Source organism: Pantoea sp. y20, from assembly GCF_054903455.1.
Window position 1 is genome coordinate 1,844,991 of the sequence record NZ_CM142816.1, and the last position, 17,136, is coordinate 1,862,126.

19 protein-coding genes and 1 other annotated feature are annotated in these 17,136 nt (G+C 53.1%); of the genes, 17 read left to right on the top strand and 2 right to left on the bottom strand.

All coding sequences use genetic code 11. The annotated features are described in order from the left end of the window. Nucleotides 1–262 precede the first annotated feature (262 nt). From ACYAC5_RS08680 to ACYAC5_RS08760, 17 genes are all read left to right on the top strand, one after another. Nucleotides 263–1,024, top strand: a complete 762-nt coding sequence (locus ACYAC5_RS08680; protein WP_101764576.1) for a DUF481 domain-containing protein — start codon at nucleotides 263–265, stop codon at nucleotides 1,022–1,024. Nucleotides 1,025–1,270: 246 nt separating this feature from the next. After that, nucleotides 1,271–3,208 carry a threonine--tRNA ligase gene (gene thrS, locus ACYAC5_RS08685; protein ID WP_462062829.1) on the top strand — a complete coding sequence of 646 codons (1,938 nt, stop codon included), beginning with the start codon at nucleotides 1,271–1,273 and terminating at the stop codon, nucleotides 3,206–3,208. Continuing rightward, complete coding sequence (gene infC / locus ACYAC5_RS08690) at nucleotides 3,204–3,755, top strand: translation initiation factor IF-3 (RefSeq protein ID WP_036621995.1); 552 nt, start codon at nucleotides 3,204–3,206, stop codon at nucleotides 3,753–3,755. Before thrS ends, infC begins: the two co-directional genes overlap by 5 nt. Nucleotides 3,756–3,854: 99 nt before the next feature. Then, nucleotides 3,855–4,052: a 50S ribosomal protein L35 gene (gene rpmI / locus ACYAC5_RS08695; RefSeq protein WP_004157374.1), complete on the top strand. Its 198-nt coding sequence runs from the start codon at nucleotides 3,855–3,857 to the stop codon at nucleotides 4,050–4,052. 170 nt (nucleotides 4,053–4,222) lie between these two features. Next, complete coding sequence (gene rplT, locus ACYAC5_RS08700; protein WP_007892678.1) at nucleotides 4,223–4,579, top strand: 50S ribosomal protein L20; 357 nt, start codon at nucleotides 4,223–4,225, stop codon at nucleotides 4,577–4,579. Nucleotides 4,580–4,695: 116 nt separating this feature from the next. After that, nucleotides 4,696–4,821: a sequence feature (Phe leader region), on the top strand. After that, the gene (gene pheM, locus ACYAC5_RS08705; protein ID WP_106120997.1) at nucleotides 4,701–4,745 is read left to right on the top strand and encodes a pheST operon leader peptide PheM; all 45 of its coding nucleotides are present in this window, start codon (nucleotides 4,701–4,703) and stop codon (nucleotides 4,743–4,745) included. (Overlaps the previous feature by 45 nt.) Before the next feature lie 71 nt (nucleotides 4,822–4,892). Continuing rightward, nucleotides 4,893–5,876, top strand: a complete 984-nt coding sequence (gene pheS / locus ACYAC5_RS08710) for a phenylalanine--tRNA ligase subunit alpha (protein ID WP_101764574.1) — start codon at nucleotides 4,893–4,895, stop codon at nucleotides 5,874–5,876. A gap of 14 nt (nucleotides 5,877–5,890) precedes the next feature. Then, nucleotides 5,891–8,278, top strand: a complete 2,388-nt coding sequence (gene pheT / locus ACYAC5_RS08715; RefSeq protein WP_462062832.1) for a phenylalanine--tRNA ligase subunit beta — start codon at nucleotides 5,891–5,893, stop codon at nucleotides 8,276–8,278. Between the two features lie 4 nt (nucleotides 8,279–8,282). Further along, nucleotides 8,283–8,585, top strand: a complete 303-nt coding sequence (ihfA, locus tag ACYAC5_RS08720) for an integration host factor subunit alpha (RefSeq protein WP_007892687.1) — start codon at nucleotides 8,283–8,285, stop codon at nucleotides 8,583–8,585. 190 nt (nucleotides 8,586–8,775) lie between these two features. Then, entirely contained in the window at nucleotides 8,776–8,961 is a 186-nt protein-coding gene (locus ACYAC5_RS08725) for a DUF2502 domain-containing protein (RefSeq protein ID WP_462062833.1), read from the top strand. Nucleotides 8,962–9,012: 51 nt separating this feature from the next. Continuing rightward, nucleotides 9,013–9,150 carry a hypothetical protein gene (locus tag ACYAC5_RS08730; RefSeq protein WP_462062835.1) on the top strand — a complete coding sequence of 46 codons (138 nt, stop codon included), beginning with the start codon at nucleotides 9,013–9,015 and terminating at the stop codon, nucleotides 9,148–9,150. Between the two features lie 90 nt (nucleotides 9,151–9,240). After that, nucleotides 9,241–10,224, top strand: coding sequence for a vitamin B12 ABC transporter permease BtuC (gene btuC, locus ACYAC5_RS08735; RefSeq protein WP_101764571.1), 984 nt, complete (start codon nucleotides 9,241–9,243; stop codon nucleotides 10,222–10,224). A 39-nt stretch (nucleotides 10,225–10,263) separates the two neighbouring features. Further along, nucleotides 10,264–10,809 carry a glutathione peroxidase gene (locus ACYAC5_RS08740; RefSeq protein WP_462062837.1) on the top strand — a complete coding sequence of 182 codons (546 nt, stop codon included), beginning with the start codon at nucleotides 10,264–10,266 and terminating at the stop codon, nucleotides 10,807–10,809. After that, complete coding sequence (gene btuD, locus ACYAC5_RS08745; RefSeq protein WP_462062838.1) at nucleotides 10,810–11,556, top strand: vitamin B12 ABC transporter ATP-binding protein BtuD; 747 nt, start codon at nucleotides 10,810–10,812, stop codon at nucleotides 11,554–11,556. It begins immediately after the preceding gene. 69 nt (nucleotides 11,557–11,625) lie between these two features. Next, nucleotides 11,626–12,084, top strand: a complete 459-nt coding sequence (locus tag ACYAC5_RS08750; protein ID WP_101764568.1) for an NlpC/P60 family protein — start codon at nucleotides 11,626–11,628, stop codon at nucleotides 12,082–12,084. A gap of 314 nt (nucleotides 12,085–12,398) precedes the next feature. Next, nucleotides 12,399–13,142 carry an EAL domain-containing protein gene (locus ACYAC5_RS08755; protein WP_280172743.1) on the top strand — a complete coding sequence of 248 codons (744 nt, stop codon included), beginning with the start codon at nucleotides 12,399–12,401 and terminating at the stop codon, nucleotides 13,140–13,142. Nucleotides 13,143–13,240: 98 nt separating this feature from the next. Then, nucleotides 13,241–14,680: a protein adenylyltransferase SelO gene (locus ACYAC5_RS08760; RefSeq protein ID WP_462062839.1), complete on the top strand. Its 1,440-nt coding sequence runs from the start codon at nucleotides 13,241–13,243 to the stop codon at nucleotides 14,678–14,680. Nucleotides 14,681–14,687: 7 nt separating this feature from the next. Here ACYAC5_RS08760 and ACYAC5_RS08765 read toward each other — a convergent pair whose 3' ends face one another. Further along, nucleotides 14,688–15,734 carry a 3-deoxy-7-phosphoheptulonate synthase gene (locus ACYAC5_RS08765; protein WP_309834877.1) on the bottom strand — a complete coding sequence of 349 codons (1,047 nt, stop codon included), beginning with the start codon at nucleotides 15,732–15,734 and terminating at the stop codon, nucleotides 14,688–14,690. Nucleotides 15,735–15,929: 195 nt separating this feature from the next. Then, nucleotides 15,930–16,757, bottom strand: coding sequence for a posphoenolpyruvate synthetase regulatory kinase/phosphorylase PpsR (gene ppsR / locus ACYAC5_RS08770; protein WP_110866022.1), 828 nt, complete (start codon nucleotides 16,755–16,757; stop codon nucleotides 15,930–15,932). Between the last annotated feature and the right edge of the window lie 379 nt (nucleotides 16,758–17,136).

The following is a 17,136-nucleotide window of genomic DNA, read 5'->3' on the forward strand; positions in this document are numbered from 1 at the left end:
ATTCATTAGTGAAAATAGCAGGTAAAGCTTTGTCAAAAGAGTTCAGAAAAATCTTGTAGCCTTCAGGCTGCTATTTGAGTAGTTGCCCCCTATAATGCGCAGCGAAAATGGGAAAAGTCCCATTAAAAGAGCGGTCCAGCGGCTTTCCTGGTTTTTTATGCGGATACATACTTTTTTACAAAACTTACGGTAAATTGCATTGATTGGCCGGAGAAACGCTTCAGACTCTTCGTTTTTTAAACTGTCGTACGGATTACTTTTAATGAAAGCCTTTAACAAGCTGTCCGCTGTTTTATTGCTCTCTGCTGGAGCATTTTGTCACCAGGCCTTTGCAGATAACGCCGTTTTCACCTCCATGGATGATCCTGCAACGGCGAAAAAGCCGTTTGAAGGCAGTGCGTCAGCGGGTTACCTGGCTCAAACTGGAAACACCACCAGTTCTTCGCTGAGTGCGTCTACCAATATGACGTGGTATCAAACCAATACCGCATTGAGTCTGTGGGGCAACGCCGCAAACAACTCCTCAAACGATGAGCGTTCATCTGAGACTTACAACATTGGTGGCCGTAGCCGTTATAACCTCAACAGCGCTGACTACCTGTTTGGTCAGGCAAGCTGGTTAAGCGACCGTTTCAACGGTTATGACTCACGCGATGTGCTGACCGCCGGTTACGGTCGCCAGATCCTCAGCGGCCCGGTTCACTCACTGCGTGCTGAATTCGGTCCGGGTGTGCGTTACGACGATTTCCATGATGGCGGCCATGAAACCAAAGCATTGGGTTATGGTGCAGTGAGCTATCAATGGCAACTGACAGATACCACCAAATTTATCCAGGGTGTTTCTGTGCTGAGCAGCTTCGGTGAAGACACCACGCTGAACTCAGAAACCGCGCTGCAGGTGGCCATCAATGCCCATTTCGCGCTGAAGCTAGGCTACAACGTGACCTGGAACAATAATCCGCCAGAATCTGCGCCGGATCGTACCGATACCAAAACCACGATCCAGCTCTCATACTCAATGTAAGCGAGACGGATGTGAATCACCGCTGCCAGGCCTGTGCCTCGCAGCGGTTTTTTTTATTTCTCTTTAGCTTAGCGAATCTCTGCACGGGTTTTGATCGGCGGCGAAAGCTGCTATTATCATCGCCGCTTTACATTCCTGGCGTCATTCCGACAACGTGGGTCTGACATCACGCCGGGTTACACACTATGAAACTCATTTTTGCATGTAGGCTTTCGTGTGGCTTACCACTGCAATTAAGGATATGAAATGCCAGTAATTACTCTTCCTGATGGCAGCCAGCGCAGCTTTGACCATCCGGTCAGCGTGATGGATATTGCGTTGGATATTGGACCGGGTTTGGCGAAAGCCTGCATCGCGGGTCGCGTGAATGGCGAATTGGTTGATGCGGTTGATCCGATCACCGAGGACGCTCAGGTCGCGATTATTACCGCTAAAGACGACGCCGGTTTAGAAATCATTCGTCACTCTTGCGCGCACCTGTTAGGGCATGCGATTAAGCAGCTGTGGCCAAACACCAAAATGGCGATCGGCCCGGTGATTGATAACGGTTTCTATTATGACGTTGACCTGGAACATACCTTAACCCAGGAAGATCTTGAGCTGCTGGAAAAGCGTATGCACCAGCTGGCTGAAACCAACTACGATGTGGTGAAGAAAAAGGTGAGCTGGCAGGAAGCACGTGACGTGTTTGCTGAGCGTGGCGAAAGCTATAAAACCACCATTCTTGACGAGAACATCAGCCACGACGATCGTCCTGGCCTGTATCAACATGAAGAATACATCGACATGTGCCGCGGTCCGCACGTGCCGAATATGCGTTTCTGCCATCACTTCAAACTGCAGAAAATCTCCGGGGCTTACTGGCGCGGCAACAGCGACAACAAAATGCTGCAGCGTATTTACGGTACGGCCTGGGCGGATAAAAAGCAGCTGGCTGCCTATCTGCAGCGTCTGGAAGAAGCGGCGAAGCGCGATCACCGTAAAATCGGTAAGCAGCTCGATCTCTACCACATGCAGGAAGAAGCACCGGGCATGGTGTTCTGGCACAATGACGGCTGGACCATCTTCCGCGAGTTGGAAGTGTTTGTGCGTACCAAGCTGAAAGAGTACGACTATCAGGAAGTGAAAGGTCCGTTCATGATGGACCGCGTGCTGTGGGAGAAAACCGGGCACTGGGAGAACTATAAAGAAGCCATGTTCACCACCTCTTCAGAGAACCGTGAATATTGCATCAAGCCGATGAACTGCCCAGGCCACGTTCAGATCTTTAATCAGGGTCTGAAATCCTACCGCGACCTGCCGCTGCGTATGGCGGAGTTTGGCAGCTGCCATCGTAACGAGCCATCAGGTGCCTTGCATGGTCTGATGCGCGTGCGCGGCTTTACCCAGGATGATGCTCACGTCTTCTGTACCGAAGATCAGGTACGTGATGAGGTGAACAGCTGTATCCGCATGGTATACGACATGTACAGCACCTTCGGTTTTGAAAAAATCGTGGTGAAGCTGTCGACCCGTCCGGAAAAACGTATCGGTACCGACGAAATGTGGGATCGTGCGGAAGTGGATTTGGCAGAAGCGCTGAAAGAGAATGATATTCCATTCGAATATCAGCCGGGAGAAGGTGCCTTCTACGGCCCTAAAATTGAGTTTACCCTGTACGATTGTCTCGACCGCGCCTGGCAGTGTGGTACCGTTCAGCTAGACTTCTCCCTGCCGAAGCGTCTGGACGCGACTTTTGTCGGCGAAAACAACGACCGCCAGACACCGGTAATGATCCATCGCGCAATTCTCGGTTCAATGGAGCGCTTTATCGGCATCCTGACCGAAGAATTCGCTGGATTCTTCCCGAGTTGGCTGGCGCCGGTGCAGGCTGTGGTGATGAATATCACCGACAGTCAGTCAGAATACGTCAGTGAATTGACGAAGAAATTGCAGAATGCTGGCATTCGTGTCAAAGCAGACTTGAGAAACGAGAAGATAGGCTTTAAAATCCGCGAGCACACATTACGTCGCGTCCCTTATATGCTGGTTTGCGGTGACAAAGAGGTGGAAGCAGGCAAAGTTGCCGTGCGCACCCGCCGTGGTAAAGACCTTGGGAGCATGGACGTAGATGTGTTTGTTGAGAAGCTGCAACAAGAGATTCGCAGCCGACATCTTCACCAATTAGAGGAAACAGGTTATTAAAGGCGGAAAACGAGTACAACCAACACGTCCGAACCGTATCAACGGCGAAATCCGTGCCACCGAAGTGCGCTTAACTGGCGTAGACGGCGAGCAACTTGGCATTGTCACCCTGCGTGAAGCCATTGAGAAAGCTGAAGAAGCCGGCGTAGATTTAGTTGAAATCAGCCCGAACGCCGAACCGCCGGTTTGCCGTATCATGGATTACGGCAAGTTCCTTTATGAAAAAAGCAAGTCTTCTAAGGAACAGAAGAAGAAGCAGAAAGTTATCCAGGTTAAGGAAATCAAATTCCGTCCTGGTACCGATGATGGCGACTATCAGGTCAAACTACGCAACCTGATTCGCTTTCTGGAAGAGGGTGATAAAGCCAAAATCACGCTGCGTTTCCGCGGTCGTGAGATGGCGCACCAGCAGATCGGTATGGAAGTGCTTAACCGCGTCCGTAAAGATCTGTGTGAAGACATGGATCTGGCGATTGTCGAATCCTTCCCTTCGAAGATCGAAGGTCGTCAGATGATCATGGTGCTCGCTCCTAAGAAGAAACAGTAGGCCTTCAAGTAATAATGCCGCGCAGCGCTTGCGTTGTGCGGATTTTTATTCGCCTGTCTGATTCATTTTATTAACAATGCGAAGTGGATATTTGTAAAAATGCCAAAGATTAAAACTGTACGTGGCGCCGCTAAGCGCTTCAAGAAGACCGCTTCTGGCGGCTTCAAGCGTAAGCACGCGAACCTGCGTCATATTCTGACTAAAAAGTCTACTAAGCGTAAACGTCACCTGCGTCCGAAAGGCATGGTGTCTAAAGGCGATCTGGGTCTGGTTATTGCCTGCCTGCCGTACGCATAAGTAAATTTTTTTTAGTTTAATTCCCGAAAGATTTCGGATTGCAGCAAGGCGGCAACTGAATGAATCCCTTAACTTACATCAGTAAGTGACTGGGATGAATGAAGACAGCCAACGCCGCTGCGGCACGAAAGATGAAGGGAAATCACAGAATATGATATAGGAGAGCTCACATGGCTCGCGTTAAACGTGGTGTAATTGCTCGCGCACGTCACAAGAAAATCTTAAAACAAGCTAAAGGCTACTATGGTGCACGTTCACGTGTATACCGCGTTGCCTTCCAGGCTGTTATCAAAGCTGGTCAGTATGCTTACCGTGACCGTCGTCAACGTAAGCGTCAGTTCCGTCAACTGTGGATCGCGCGTATCAACGCTGCGGCTCGTCAGAACGGTATCTCTTACAGCCGTTTCATCAATGGCCTGAAAAAAGCCTCTATTGAAATCGACCGTAAGATTCTGGCTGACATCGCTGTATTCGACAAAGTGACATTTACTGCACTTGTTGAAAAAGCAAAATCAGCTCTGGCGTAAGTCAGTTGAAAAAGGGAGCTTGCTCCCTTTTTTATTACCCGCAACTCACGCAAAAGATTGACATTTTGGCCGCTGCGCATTTCAATAGTGCGGTTTCTAAATATGACAAGGTAACGCAAGCATGAATGCTGCTATTTTCCGTTTCTTTTTTTACTTTAGCGCCTGAACATCAGGGGCTTTTGCGCATAAGAAAAGAAACGAAAAATCGCGCTGAAAGCCTCCCTCGTGGAGGCTTTTTTGTTTCTGGCGACACTTAATCGGATCATCTGATCCCAACGAGAACTGACCAGCCCGGCTGGAAGAAGAGGAAATCATGTCCCAACTCGCAGACCTGGTGGCTCGTGCCACGGCCGCCATCGACGAGGCGGCGGATATCGCTGCTCTGGACGCCGTGCGCGTCGAATTTCTGGGTAAGAAAGGGCATCTGACGCTGCAAATGACCACCCTGCGTGAACTGCCGGCAGAAGAGCGCCCGGCTGCGGGTGCGGTCATCAACGAGGCCAAACAGCAAGTGCAGGACCGCCTTACCGCGCGCAAAGAGACGCTGGAAAGTGCGGAGCTGAATGCGCGTCTGGCTGCGGAAACCATCGACGTGTCGCTGCCTGGCCGCCGCGTTGAGAATGGTGGCTTGCATCCGGTGACCCGCACTATCGATCGTATCGAAACCTTCTTCGGCGAACTGGGTTTCGCGGTGGTAACAGGTCCGGAAATTGAAGACGATTACCACAACTTTGATGCGCTGAACATTCCCGGCCATCACCCGGCGCGTGCCGATCACGACACGTTCTGGTTTGATGCCACGCGTCTGCTGCGCACCCAAACTTCAGGCGTGCAGATCCGTACCATGAAAAACCAGCAGCCGCCAATCCGCATCATCGCGCCAGGCCGTGTTTATCGTAACGATTACGATCAGACGCACACGCCAATGTTCCACCAGATGGAAGGTTTGATTGTCGATAAAGACATCAGCTTTACCAACCTGAAAGGCACACTGCACGATTTCCTCAACAACTTCTTCGAAGAGAATCTGCAAATTCGCTTCCGTCCTTCTTACTTCCCGTTCACCGAACCGTCCGCAGAAGTGGACGTGATGGGTAAAAACGGCAAGTGGTTGGAAGTGCTGGGTTGCGGCATGGTGCACCCGAACGTATTGCGCAATGTTGGCATCGATCCGGAAATTTATTCGGGCTTTGCGTTTGGCATGGGCATGGAGCGTCTCACCATGCTGCGCTACGGTGTGACCGATCTGCGCGCCTTCTTCGAAAATGATTTACGTTTCCTCAAACAATTTAAATAAGGGCAGGTTATCCAATGAAATTCAGTGAACTCTGGTTACGCGAATGGGTAAATCCAGCCCTGGACAGCGCTGCGCTGTCTGAGCAAATCACCATGGCCGGCCTTGAAGTGGACGGCGTGGATCCGGTTGCCGGTGCGTTCCACGGTGTCGTGGTGGGTGAAGTGGTTGAGTGCGGCCAGCATCCGAACGCCGACAAACTGCGCGTCACCAAAATCAACGTCGGTGGCGATCGCCTGTTGGATATCGTCTGCGGCGCGCCAAACTGCCGTCAGGGCCTGAAAGTGGCGGTGGCGACCGTTGGCGCTGTGCTGCCGGGCGATTTCAAAATCAAAGCAGCAAAACTGCGTGGCGAGCCGTCTGAAGGCATGCTGTGCTCCTTCTCTGAGCTGGGTATTTCCGACGATCACAACGGCATCATCGAGCTGCCAGCCGATGCGCCAATTGGCACCGATATCCGCAGCTATCTGCAGCTGGATGACAACACCATTGAAATCAGCGTCACGCCAAACCGCGCCGATTGCCTGGGCATCATCGGGATTGCGCGTGATGTAGCAGTTTTGAACGGTTTGCCGCTGACGGCTCCCGCCATTGAGCCGGTAAAAGCCACCATCAACGATACCTTCCCGATTCGTGTTGATGCCACCGCCGCGTGCCCGCGCTACCTTGGCCGCGTGGTGAAAGGTGTCAACGTCAAAGCCGCTACGCCATTGTGGATGCGTGAGAAGCTACGTCGTTGCGGTATTCGCTCAATCGATCCGGTGGTCGATATCACCAACTTTGTACTGCTGGAGCTTGGTCAGCCGATGCATGCCTTCGATCTCGACCGCATCGACGGCGGCATCGTGGTGCGTATGGCAGAAGAGGGCGAAGTGCTGACGCTGCTGGATGGTACCGAAGCTAAACTCAGCAGCGACACGCTGGTGATTGCCGATCACCACAAAGCGCTGGCGTTGGGCGGCATCTTTGGTGGCGAGCATTCCGGTGTCAATGAGGAGACGCAAAATGTGCTGTTCGAATGCGCCTACTTTGATCCGCTGGCGATCACCGGCCGCGCTCGCCGTCAGGGCCTGCATACCGACGCGTCACATCGTTACGAGCGTGGCGTCGATCCAGCGCTGCAGCACAAAGCGATTGAACGCGCGACGCAACTGTTGCTCGACATCTGTGGCGGCGAAGCGGGCCCGGTCATTGACCAAACTGACGCGAGCGCGCTGCCGCCACGCGCCACCATCACGCTGCGCCGTGAAAAGCTCGATCGCCTGATTGGCCATGTGATTGCTGACGAACAGGTTACTGACATCCTGACGCGTTTGGGTTGCGAAGTGAAAGTGAGTGCAGGTGAGTGGCAAGCCGTTGCGCCAAGCTGGCGTTTCGATATGGCTATCGAAGAAGATCTGGTCGAAGAAGTGGCGCGCGTTTACGGCTACAACAACATCCCTGATGTGCCGGTGAAAGCCAGCCTGATCATGACGCAGCATCGTGAAGCCGACCTGTCGCTGAAGCGTGCGAAAAATCTGTTGGTAGATAAAGGTTATCAGGAAGCGATTACTTACAGCTTTGTCGATCCAAAACTGCAGCAGTTGCTGCATCCGGGCGAAGAGGCGCTGCTCCTGCCCAGCCCAATATCCAGCGATATGTCGGCAATGCGCCTGTCGCTGTGGACCGGTTTGCTGGGCGCGGTGGTGTATAACCAAAACCGTCAGCAGGGCCGCGTACGCCTGTTTGAAAGCGGTTTACGCTTTGTTCCTGATACACAGGCCGATCTGGGTATCCGCCAGGATCTTATGCTGGCCGGCGTTTTAAGCGGTAATCGCTATGAAGAGCATTGGGATCTGGCGCGTCAGACGGTTGACTTCTATGATTTGAAAGGCGATTTAGAATCGCTGCTGGATTTGACCGGTAAACTTGATGAGATTTCCTTCCGTGCGGAAGCCAATCCGGCGCTGCATCCAGGACAAAGCGCCGCCATTTATTTACGCGGCGAACGAATCGGATTTATCGGGGTGGTTCATCCAGAGCTGGAACGTAAGCTGGATCTGAATGGTCGCACCTTAGTGTTTGAACTGCTTTGGAATAAGGTCGCAGACCGCGTCCTGCCTGATGCGCGCGAGATTTCTCGCTTCCCGGCAAACCGTCGTGATATCGCCGTTGTGGTGGCTGAAAATGTTCCTGCAGCAGATATCATTGCGGAGTGTAAGAAAGTTGGCGTAAATCAGGTAGTTGGCGTAAACTTGTTTGACGTGTACCGTGGTAAGGGCGTAAACGAAGGTGAAAAGAGCCTAGCGATTAGCCTGATTTTGCAGGATACCAGCCGGACACTCGAAGAAGAGGAGATTGCCGCGACCGTTGCCAAATGCGTTGCGGTATTAAAAGAGCGATTCCAGGCAACCTTGAGGGATTGAACCTATGGCGCTTACAAAAGCTGAAATGTCAGAGTACCTGTTTGAAAAACTCGGGTTGAGCAAACGCGATGCCAAAGAGTTGGTAGAACTTTTTTTTGAAGAGGTTCGCCGCGCGTTGGAAAACGGAGAACAGGTAAAACTGTCCGGATTTGGTAATTTTGATCTGCGTGACAAAAACCAGCGTCCGGGCCGTAACCCGAAGACGGGGGAAGATATTCCTATCACCGCGCGCCGAGTGGTGACATTCCGTCCGGGACAGAAGTTGAAAAGTCGCGTCGAGAACGCGACACCCAAGGATGCTGACTAATTTCAGTACGACAAAAAGGCCGCTTAGCGGCCTTTTTTTTGCCTTAAATCTGGCCGCTCTACACGATTTATTCACGATGTAAGGATTTAGTAAGTATCCGGAAAATAAGGCGAAAATCGGTCCTCACCGATAGTGACGACATCAACACTTTTGTTATAACAGCGCCATCACAGAGCAAAGGGTTTGAATAATGAAAAAGACAGCAATTTTATTAAGTGTCTTGTTAGGCATGCCGCTGCTGGCTGGCGCCAATGTTTCCGTCAACATCAACACCCCGGGCGTTTCGGTGCATATCGGCGATCAGGATAAGCGCGGCTACTATTGGGATGGTTACGACTGGCGTGCGCCAACGTGGTGGAAACAGCACCATAACTAGCGCATCGGCACCAAAGGCCCGCACGGTTACTGGAACGGTAACGGCTGGCAGGTGCAGCATCCGGGCAATGGACCGCACCGCGACGACAAACGTCAGCCACAGCGTCAGCCGCAACCGCAGCATCACGACCAGCATGATAATCAGCAGAAGCGTGATAATCACGGTCAGCCGCTTCCTCCGCATCAGTAAGGCTTCTCCAGCGGCGCCTCCACAGCGCCGCTTTCTTTTTGCTGTAATCCCACTACAATCAAATCTCTGTTTTCTCAGCCAATCTTATCTATGACTCTGCTGGATCAGCTTGCTTCCCAGGCAAATCGCCGCAGCCAGCGCTGGCTCATCGCACTCATTGCGCTGCTATTGCTGCTCATCGGGCTTAGCCTGTGCGCCGGCGACAGCTGGATCTCCCCCACACAATGGTTTTCGGCGGAAGGCGATCTGTTCGTCTGGCAGTTGCGCATGCCGCGCACGCTGGCGGTGCTGCTGGTGGGTGCGGCGCTGGCGGTGTGCGGCGTGGTAATGCAGGCGCTGTTCAACAATCCGCTGGCGGAACCCGGCTTACTTGGCGTGTCTAATGGGGCGGGGATTGGTCTGGTATTAGGTGTGATGCTCGGTAACGGTTCGCTATGGAGCTTAGCGCTGGCGGCCATGGCCGGTGCGCTGCTGATCACGCTGATGCTGCTGCACTTCGCTCACAAACAACTCTCAGTGAGCCGCTTACTGCTGACCGGCGTGGCGCTCGGCATTATCTGTAGCGCCATCATGACGTGGGCAGTGTATTTTAGCACCAGCCTCGATCTGCGTCAGCTGATGTACTGGATGATGGGCGGCTTTAGCGGCATTGACTGGCGCTATGGCTGGATGATGTTGGCGCTGCTGCCGGTAACGCTGCTGCTGATCGCCACCGCACGCACGTTGAATTTGCTGGCGCTGGGCGAAACCTCGGCACGTCAGCTCGGATTACCGCTGCTGCTGTGGCGCAACCTGCTGGTGCTGGCGATGGGCTGGCTGGTGGGCGTGAGCGTAGCGATGGCGGGTGCGATCGGTTTTATTGGTCTGGTTATCCCGCATCTATTGCGTCTCAGCGGTTTTAGCGATCATCGTTATTTGTTGCCTGCGGCGGCGTTAGCCGGTGCCGCAGTGCTGCTTGGCGCGGATATTATTGCGCGGCTGGTGTTAACCTCTGCCGAACTGCCGATTGGCGTGGTAACGGCCACGCTCGGCGCGCCGCTGTTTATCATGTTATTAGTGAAGTCTTCGCGCTAGCTTTGGCTGGCAACGTGTTATCAACAACAGGAATCGACGATGAGCATTTATCAGACAGAACTGGTTACGCTGGACGGTGAAAAAACCACGCTGGCGGCCTATGAGGGCAAGGTGCTACTGGTAGTCAATGTGGCATCTAAATGTGGCCTGACGGCGCAGTATGAGCAGTTAGAATCGCTGCAGAAAGCCTGGCAGGATAAGCCGTTCAGCGTGCTTGGCTTCCCATGCAATCAGTTCCTCGAGCAAGAGCCGGGCAGTAACGAAGAGATCAAAACCTTTTGCAGCACCACTTACGGCGTCACTTTCCCGATGTTCGATAAAACCGATGTCAACGGCGAGCATCGTCACCCTCTCTATGCGCAGCTGACGTCGGCGCAGCCAGTGGCGCAACGCCCGGAAGGCAGCGGTTTCCTCGAGCGCATGGAGAGCAAAGGGCGCGCGCCGAAAGCGCCAGGCGATATCCTGTGGAACTTCGAAAAATTCCTTATTAATAAACAGGGCAAAGTCATTGCGCGCTTCTCACCGGATATGACGCCAGACGATCCCATCATCCTGAAAAGTGTAGAGCAGGCGCTGGCCGAATAAATGCTATTGCAGTGTCAGGGAGTCAGCGTCACAGGGCGGCTGGCTTCCATTGAACTGAGCATTAACGCCGGTGAGTTAGTGCATCTGGTGGGGCCGAACGGCGCCGGCAAAAGTACCTTGCTCAACGCGCTGTCCGGTTTGTTGCCGAGTCAGGGCAGCATTCTGCTGGATGGCGCGCCGCTGTCCACGTTAAACGGTGCGGCATTGGCCCAGCTGCGCGGCTGGCTGCCGCAACAGCAGATGGCACCGGGACAAATGCCGGTGTGGCATTACTTACGCATGCATATCAGCGCACAAACGGCGGAAACAGACTGCGTGTTAAAAGAGGTGCTCGCGCAGTTAGCGCTGCAGGACAAACTGACGCGCAGTCTTACGCAGCTTTCTGGTGGCGAATGGCAACGCGTGCGGTTGGCTGCCGTGGTGTTGCAGGTTCATCCGGCGATCAATCCACGCGGCAAACTGCTGCTACTGGATGAGCCGATGAGTGCACTCGACGTGGCGCAACAGCGTTCGGTCGATAAGCTGCTGGCCGAACTGTGTTGCAGCGGCCTGGCGATTGTTGCCAGCGGGCACGACCTCAACCACAGCCTGCGCCATGCCGCTCGCGTGTGGTTAATGCATCAAGGCGCGGTTGTCCGTCAGGGCAGGGCCAGCGAGGTGCTGACCGCTGCGCATTTAGCGCCGCTTTACCAAACCCCGTTTGAACAAATTGATACCGCACAAGGTCCGCTGCTGTTTATTCCCTGACAGAGGATTGCGTGCCGTAGCGCTTTGCCGCTACAGTGTCTGCCGGACAAGGGAGAAAGGGAGAGGCGGATGCGGCTGACAATTTTGATTTTGGCACTGTTGCTGGCGGGCTGTAGCCATCATGCACCGCCGCCGAATGGCCGTTTGTCTGACTCTATCACCGTGATTGCCCAACTCAACGATCAGCTGAGCCGCTGGCGGGGAACGCCGTATCGCTATGGCGGATTAAGCCGCGGTGGCGTGGATTGTTCCGGCTTCGTCTATCTCACCTTCCGCGATAAATTCGATATGCAGCTGCCACGCTCGACCATTGATCAAACCGACATTGGTACGCGCATCGACAAGGGCGATCTGCTGCCTGGCGATCTGGTGTTCTTCAAAACCGGCAGTGGAGAAAACGGTTTGCACGTCGGTATTTACGATACCGACAACACCTTTATTCACGCCTCGACCAGCCAGGGTGTGATCCGCTCGTCGCTGGATAATGTTTACTGGCGTAAAGTATTTTGGCAGGCGCGTCGCATCTAAATAGCGTTGTTATCGCTTAATAAAGACGCGAAAAAAGAAAGGGTATCTCACCCTGAATTAAATCTGAATTCTGCCGATATTTAACTATCATTTAAAATGGCACTTTACCCGCCATCGTTTTAATACTAATAATAAAGCTAAATTTATTTAATTGGTATGGACATTAACCCCGGCTTATTTGGCTTAAGTATTATTTGCGGCTTAAATCAGCGTAATAAGACCTAAAACGGCACCTCTTCAAACGTTTGGTCCTATTGCCTGGTGGAATTCGTTGATATACGATGCGCCAATTGCCATTGCTTCTGGCTTGAAAAATGAAAGTCCATTTGTCTGCCGACTATCAGTCGGAAACCTGGTTTTATCCAGTTTACTCTCTGGCGGGCCAGCTGACTGCGGTCGAGCTGGTGACGCAATTTGTCCACGACAGCGCACCTATTACGCTGCCGCAGGATTTGCTGTTGCCGCAATTGGACGATGCGCAGCAATTACGTTTGCTGCAGAGCCAGCTTTCATTGCTGGAAAAGTACCGCGACTTTTTTGAGATTAATCAAATTACCGCGTTGGTACGTATTGATGACTCTATGGCCAATACACTTTTAGCCAGCGAATTTCTGTTAAGGAAATTCCGACAAATCCCTTTTATTGTTTTAGATATCAGCGAAACGTTTCCGCAATTATCTTTGGGTAAATCCCATCCATTGCTTGCAGCATTACAAAGTGAATTTCGTTTATCGCTTTCACAATTTGGCGCAGGAAAAGCGCCGGCAACCGCGGTGTACGATAATCTGTTTAGCGTGTTAAAACTGGATAAAGCCTTTATTCATAACCTGGCCAAGCGCGCCTCGTTTACGCCTTTTATTCAGACAGTTATCAATAATTTTTCCGATTTTGCGGACCAGATCATTATTTGTGGTATTGACGATAACCAAATGATGGAAAAGATGACCACGTTGAGTGGTGCGCAGCTACAGGGCAGCCTGTTCCCGGTGGTGAAAGCTGAACGTCTTAACGATCTCATCTATTCCGACCTGAATTTACATACGCCTTCGCAGCAGTAACCCTTTCGCCTGTCTTCCGCGCCGCGTCGGCGTTACACTCTCTGTTATCTTATAACTCATTGCGGGTGCCTGATTTAAGCGCACCTTCCGGAGTGTCGATGCAATTTACCAATAGCTGGCAGCAAGAATTACCCGGATTCTACACCGCGCTGGACCCAACGCCATTAGCGGGTGGACGGCTGTTTTATCACAATGCGCCGCTGGCACAAGAGATGGGTTTAGATGATGCGCTGTTCGCCGGCAGCGGGCATGGCGTGTGGTCAGGACGCGAAATGCTGCCCGGCATGTCGCCGCTGGCGCAGGTTTATAGTGGCCATCAGTTTGGCGTCTGGGCCGGACAGCTGGGCGATGGGCGCGGCATTCTGTTGGGTGAACAGCAGCTGGTAAACGGTCGTAAGCTCGACTGGCACTTAAAAGGGGCCGGATTAACGCCCTATTCGCGCATGGGTGACGGTCGCGCGGTGATCCGCTCCAGCGTACGCGAATTCCTCGCGTCTGAAGCGCTGCACCATCTGGGCATTCCCACCACGCGCGCGCTGGCATTAGCCATTGGCGATGAGCCGGTGCTACGCGAAACCCAGGAACGCGGTGCGATGCTGATGCGCATTGCCGACAGCCATCTGCGTTTCGGTCATTTTGAGCATTTCTATTACGGCGGTGAACAAGACAAAGTGCGCCAGCTGGCGGATTACGCCATTCGCCATCACTGGCCGCAGCTCAAGGATGAAGCGGATCGTTACCTGCTGTGGTTCACCGATATCGTTAAACGCACGGCGAGCCTGATCGCCCATTGGCAGAGCGTTGGCTTTGCGCACGGCGTGATGAACACCGATAACATGTCGATTCTGGGCTTAACGCTGGATTACGGCCCTTACGGTTTCCTCGACGACTATCAGCCGGATTACATCTGCAATCACAGTGACTATCAGGGACGCTACGCTTTCGAAAATCAGCCGATGATAGGCTTGTGGAACCTTAATCGCCTGGCGCATGCCTTGTCGGGCTTGATGACCACCGAGCAGCTTAAGCAGGCGCTGGGTCATTATGAAGGTGAGCTGATGCGCGTTTGGGGGGAGAAAATGCGTGCCAAACTCGGCTTGCTGACGGCGGATGCCAATGACAACACGCTTCTGACCGGCTTGCTGTCAATGATGACGGCGGAACACAGTGATTACACGCTGACCTTCCGCATGCTGAGCGACACGCAGCAAGATGAAAGCCGTTCGCCGTTGCGTGATGAGTTTATCGATCGTGAGGCCTTTGATCGCTGGTACAGCGATTATCGCCAGCGTTTGTTGCAAGACCACGCCAGCGATGCGCAGCGTCAGGCGGTGATGAAAGCGGCTAATCCGGCGCTGGTGTTACGCAACTATCTGGCACAGCAGGTGATTGAAGAGGTCGAGAACGGCGAGACCACGGCGTTAGCGAAGCTGCATAGCGCGTTACAGCAACCGTTTAGCGATGTGGCCGTCAGCGCAGAGTTGCGCCAACGGCCACCAGAGTGGGGCAAAACGCTGGAAGTGAGTTGTTCCAGCTAGATCAGCATTAAAAACGGCTGTCGACCGCGGCAGCCAGTTTTGCCAGCACCTCGGCGCTGTCTTCCCAGCCGAGGCACGGATCGGTGATTGACTGACCATAGGTCAGCGCCGCACCGCTCACCACTTTCTGATTCCCTTCCTGCAGGAAACTCTCGATCATCACGCCCGCAACCGCGCGCGATCCGGCACGGATTTGCGCCGCCACATCATCGGCAACGTCACGCTGACGACCGTGCTGCTTCAGGCAGTTGCCGTGGCTGAAGTCGATCACCAATTGCTCCGGCAGATTGAAGTCGCGCAGATTGGCCGCTGCCGCCGCCACATCTTCGGCGTGATAGTTCGGCTGACGACCGCCGCGCAGGATCACGTGACCATGCGGATTGCCGCTGGTTTGATAGATGGTCATCTGACCGTTTTTATCCGGTGACAGGAACATGTGGCTGGCACGCGCGGCGCGAATCGCATCGACCGCGATCTGCACGTTGCCGTCGGTGCCGTTTTTGAAACCGACCGGACAGGAGAGCGCTGACGCCATTTCACGATGAATCTGGCTTTCGGTGGTACGCGCGCCAATCGCGCCCCAGCTGATCAGGTCGGCAATAAACTGGCCGATCACCATATCGAGGAATTCAGTGGCGGTTGGCATGCCCAGCGCGTTGATATCCAGCAGCAGTTTGCGCGCAATGGCGATGCCGCGGTTTACATCGTAGCTGCCATCCAGATCGGGATCGGAGATCAGGCCTTTCCAGCCAATCACGGTGCGCGGTTTTTCGAAATAGGCACGCATCACGATTTCCAGACGATCTTTATGGCGCTCACGCAGCACGTTCAGACGTTTAGCATACTCAATCGCCGCTTTAGGATCGTGCAGCGAGCAAGGACCAATAATCACCAGCAGACGCGGATCTTCACCGGTCAGAATGCGCGCGATGCGCTGGCGGGAAGCGGTGACGTTGGCGGCAATCTCTGCCGAAATAGGGTGTTCATGCGCGAGCGCAGCCGGAGTCAGCAGGCTACCGATGCGCGCGGTACGCAGTTCATCAGTCTTGTTCATTGAGATTCTCAAAAATTTGTTCTTCGCAGCGGTGAAATACCGGGAAGTGATGGTGATCACAATAAACTAATAGCTTGCGAATTCAACCTGCTAAAAACAAAGGTCTTAAAACCAGACGGAAGCCAGACTTTACGATTGCAATACAGGCCAGGTATGTGGCGGGAGGTCGCCATTTATGGCGACCGGCAGAGAAACCTAATACATGCTGCGGCTCAGACCCATGATATCGAGGATTTTGGTGGCGATCTCTTCCACCGAATAGTTGGTGCTGTTGAGATAACGAATCTGGTTGGTACGGAATAGCGCTTCCACTTCGCCTACTTCGAGACGGCACTGGCGCAACGAAGCGTAGCGGGTATTTTCCGCGCGCTCCTGGCGAATCGCCGCCAGGCGTTCCGGGTCGATGGTTAAACCAAACAACTTATGCTGATGTGCACGCAGCGCCGGCGGCAGTTTCAGGTTATCCATATCATCGGCGATAAACGGATAGTTAGCGGCACGCACGCCAAACTGCATTGCCAGATACAAGCTGGTGGGCGTCTTCCCGCAGCGCGACACGCCGAGCAGAATCACCTGCGCATCTTCGAGGCCGCGCAGGGAAATGCCGTCATCATGCGCAAGGGTGTAATCGATGGCGGCAATGCGCGCGTCATATTTGCCGAGGTTGCTGGCGGTCAAACCGTGCGTGCGGTGCGCCACCGGCATTGACGCCACGCCGAGTTCGCTCTGCAACGGTGCTACCAGCGCCTGCACGATGTCCTGACAAAAGCCTTCGCTTTCGAGAATAATTTCACGGACGTCGGGTGTGACGATGGAGAAGAACACCAGCGGGCGCACGCCGCTCTGCTGGTAGAGCGCGTTGATCTGCGCTTTAACCGCCTGAGCGCGTTGCACATTCTCGACAAATGGCAGCGTCACGCTGTGGGTTATTACCGGGAACTGGGATAACACCGCATGGCCCAGCACTTCGGCGGTAATGGCGGTGCCATCAGAGATGTAGAATACGCTGCGTTCAGTGTTCATAGTGCAAATATCCTCTTGCCTGGCAATGCCCAAGTTGTCGATGACAATATTTCATTTTAAATAATATTAAAATGAAATATCCATATTGTCCGCTATTGCGCTCACAAAGATGAATCAGCGAATAATCAATATTAGATGAAATGCTGTTTTGAAAAGCATTATTTTCGCGCATTTTCCTTTTCGCGCATGAAATAAAGTGTGAAGGCGTTGCGCAACAAAAATCAATCGCTAACCCTCTGAAAAGGGGAAAAATATCGCTACAGCAATCTATTAGCGTGAAATAGGGCGGTTGCGCAACACAATTAATTCTAAGTACTAATCCGATTTTGTCTTTCTTTTCCTGCTTTAACGATTCAACACTTAGTCTTTATTAATCGGT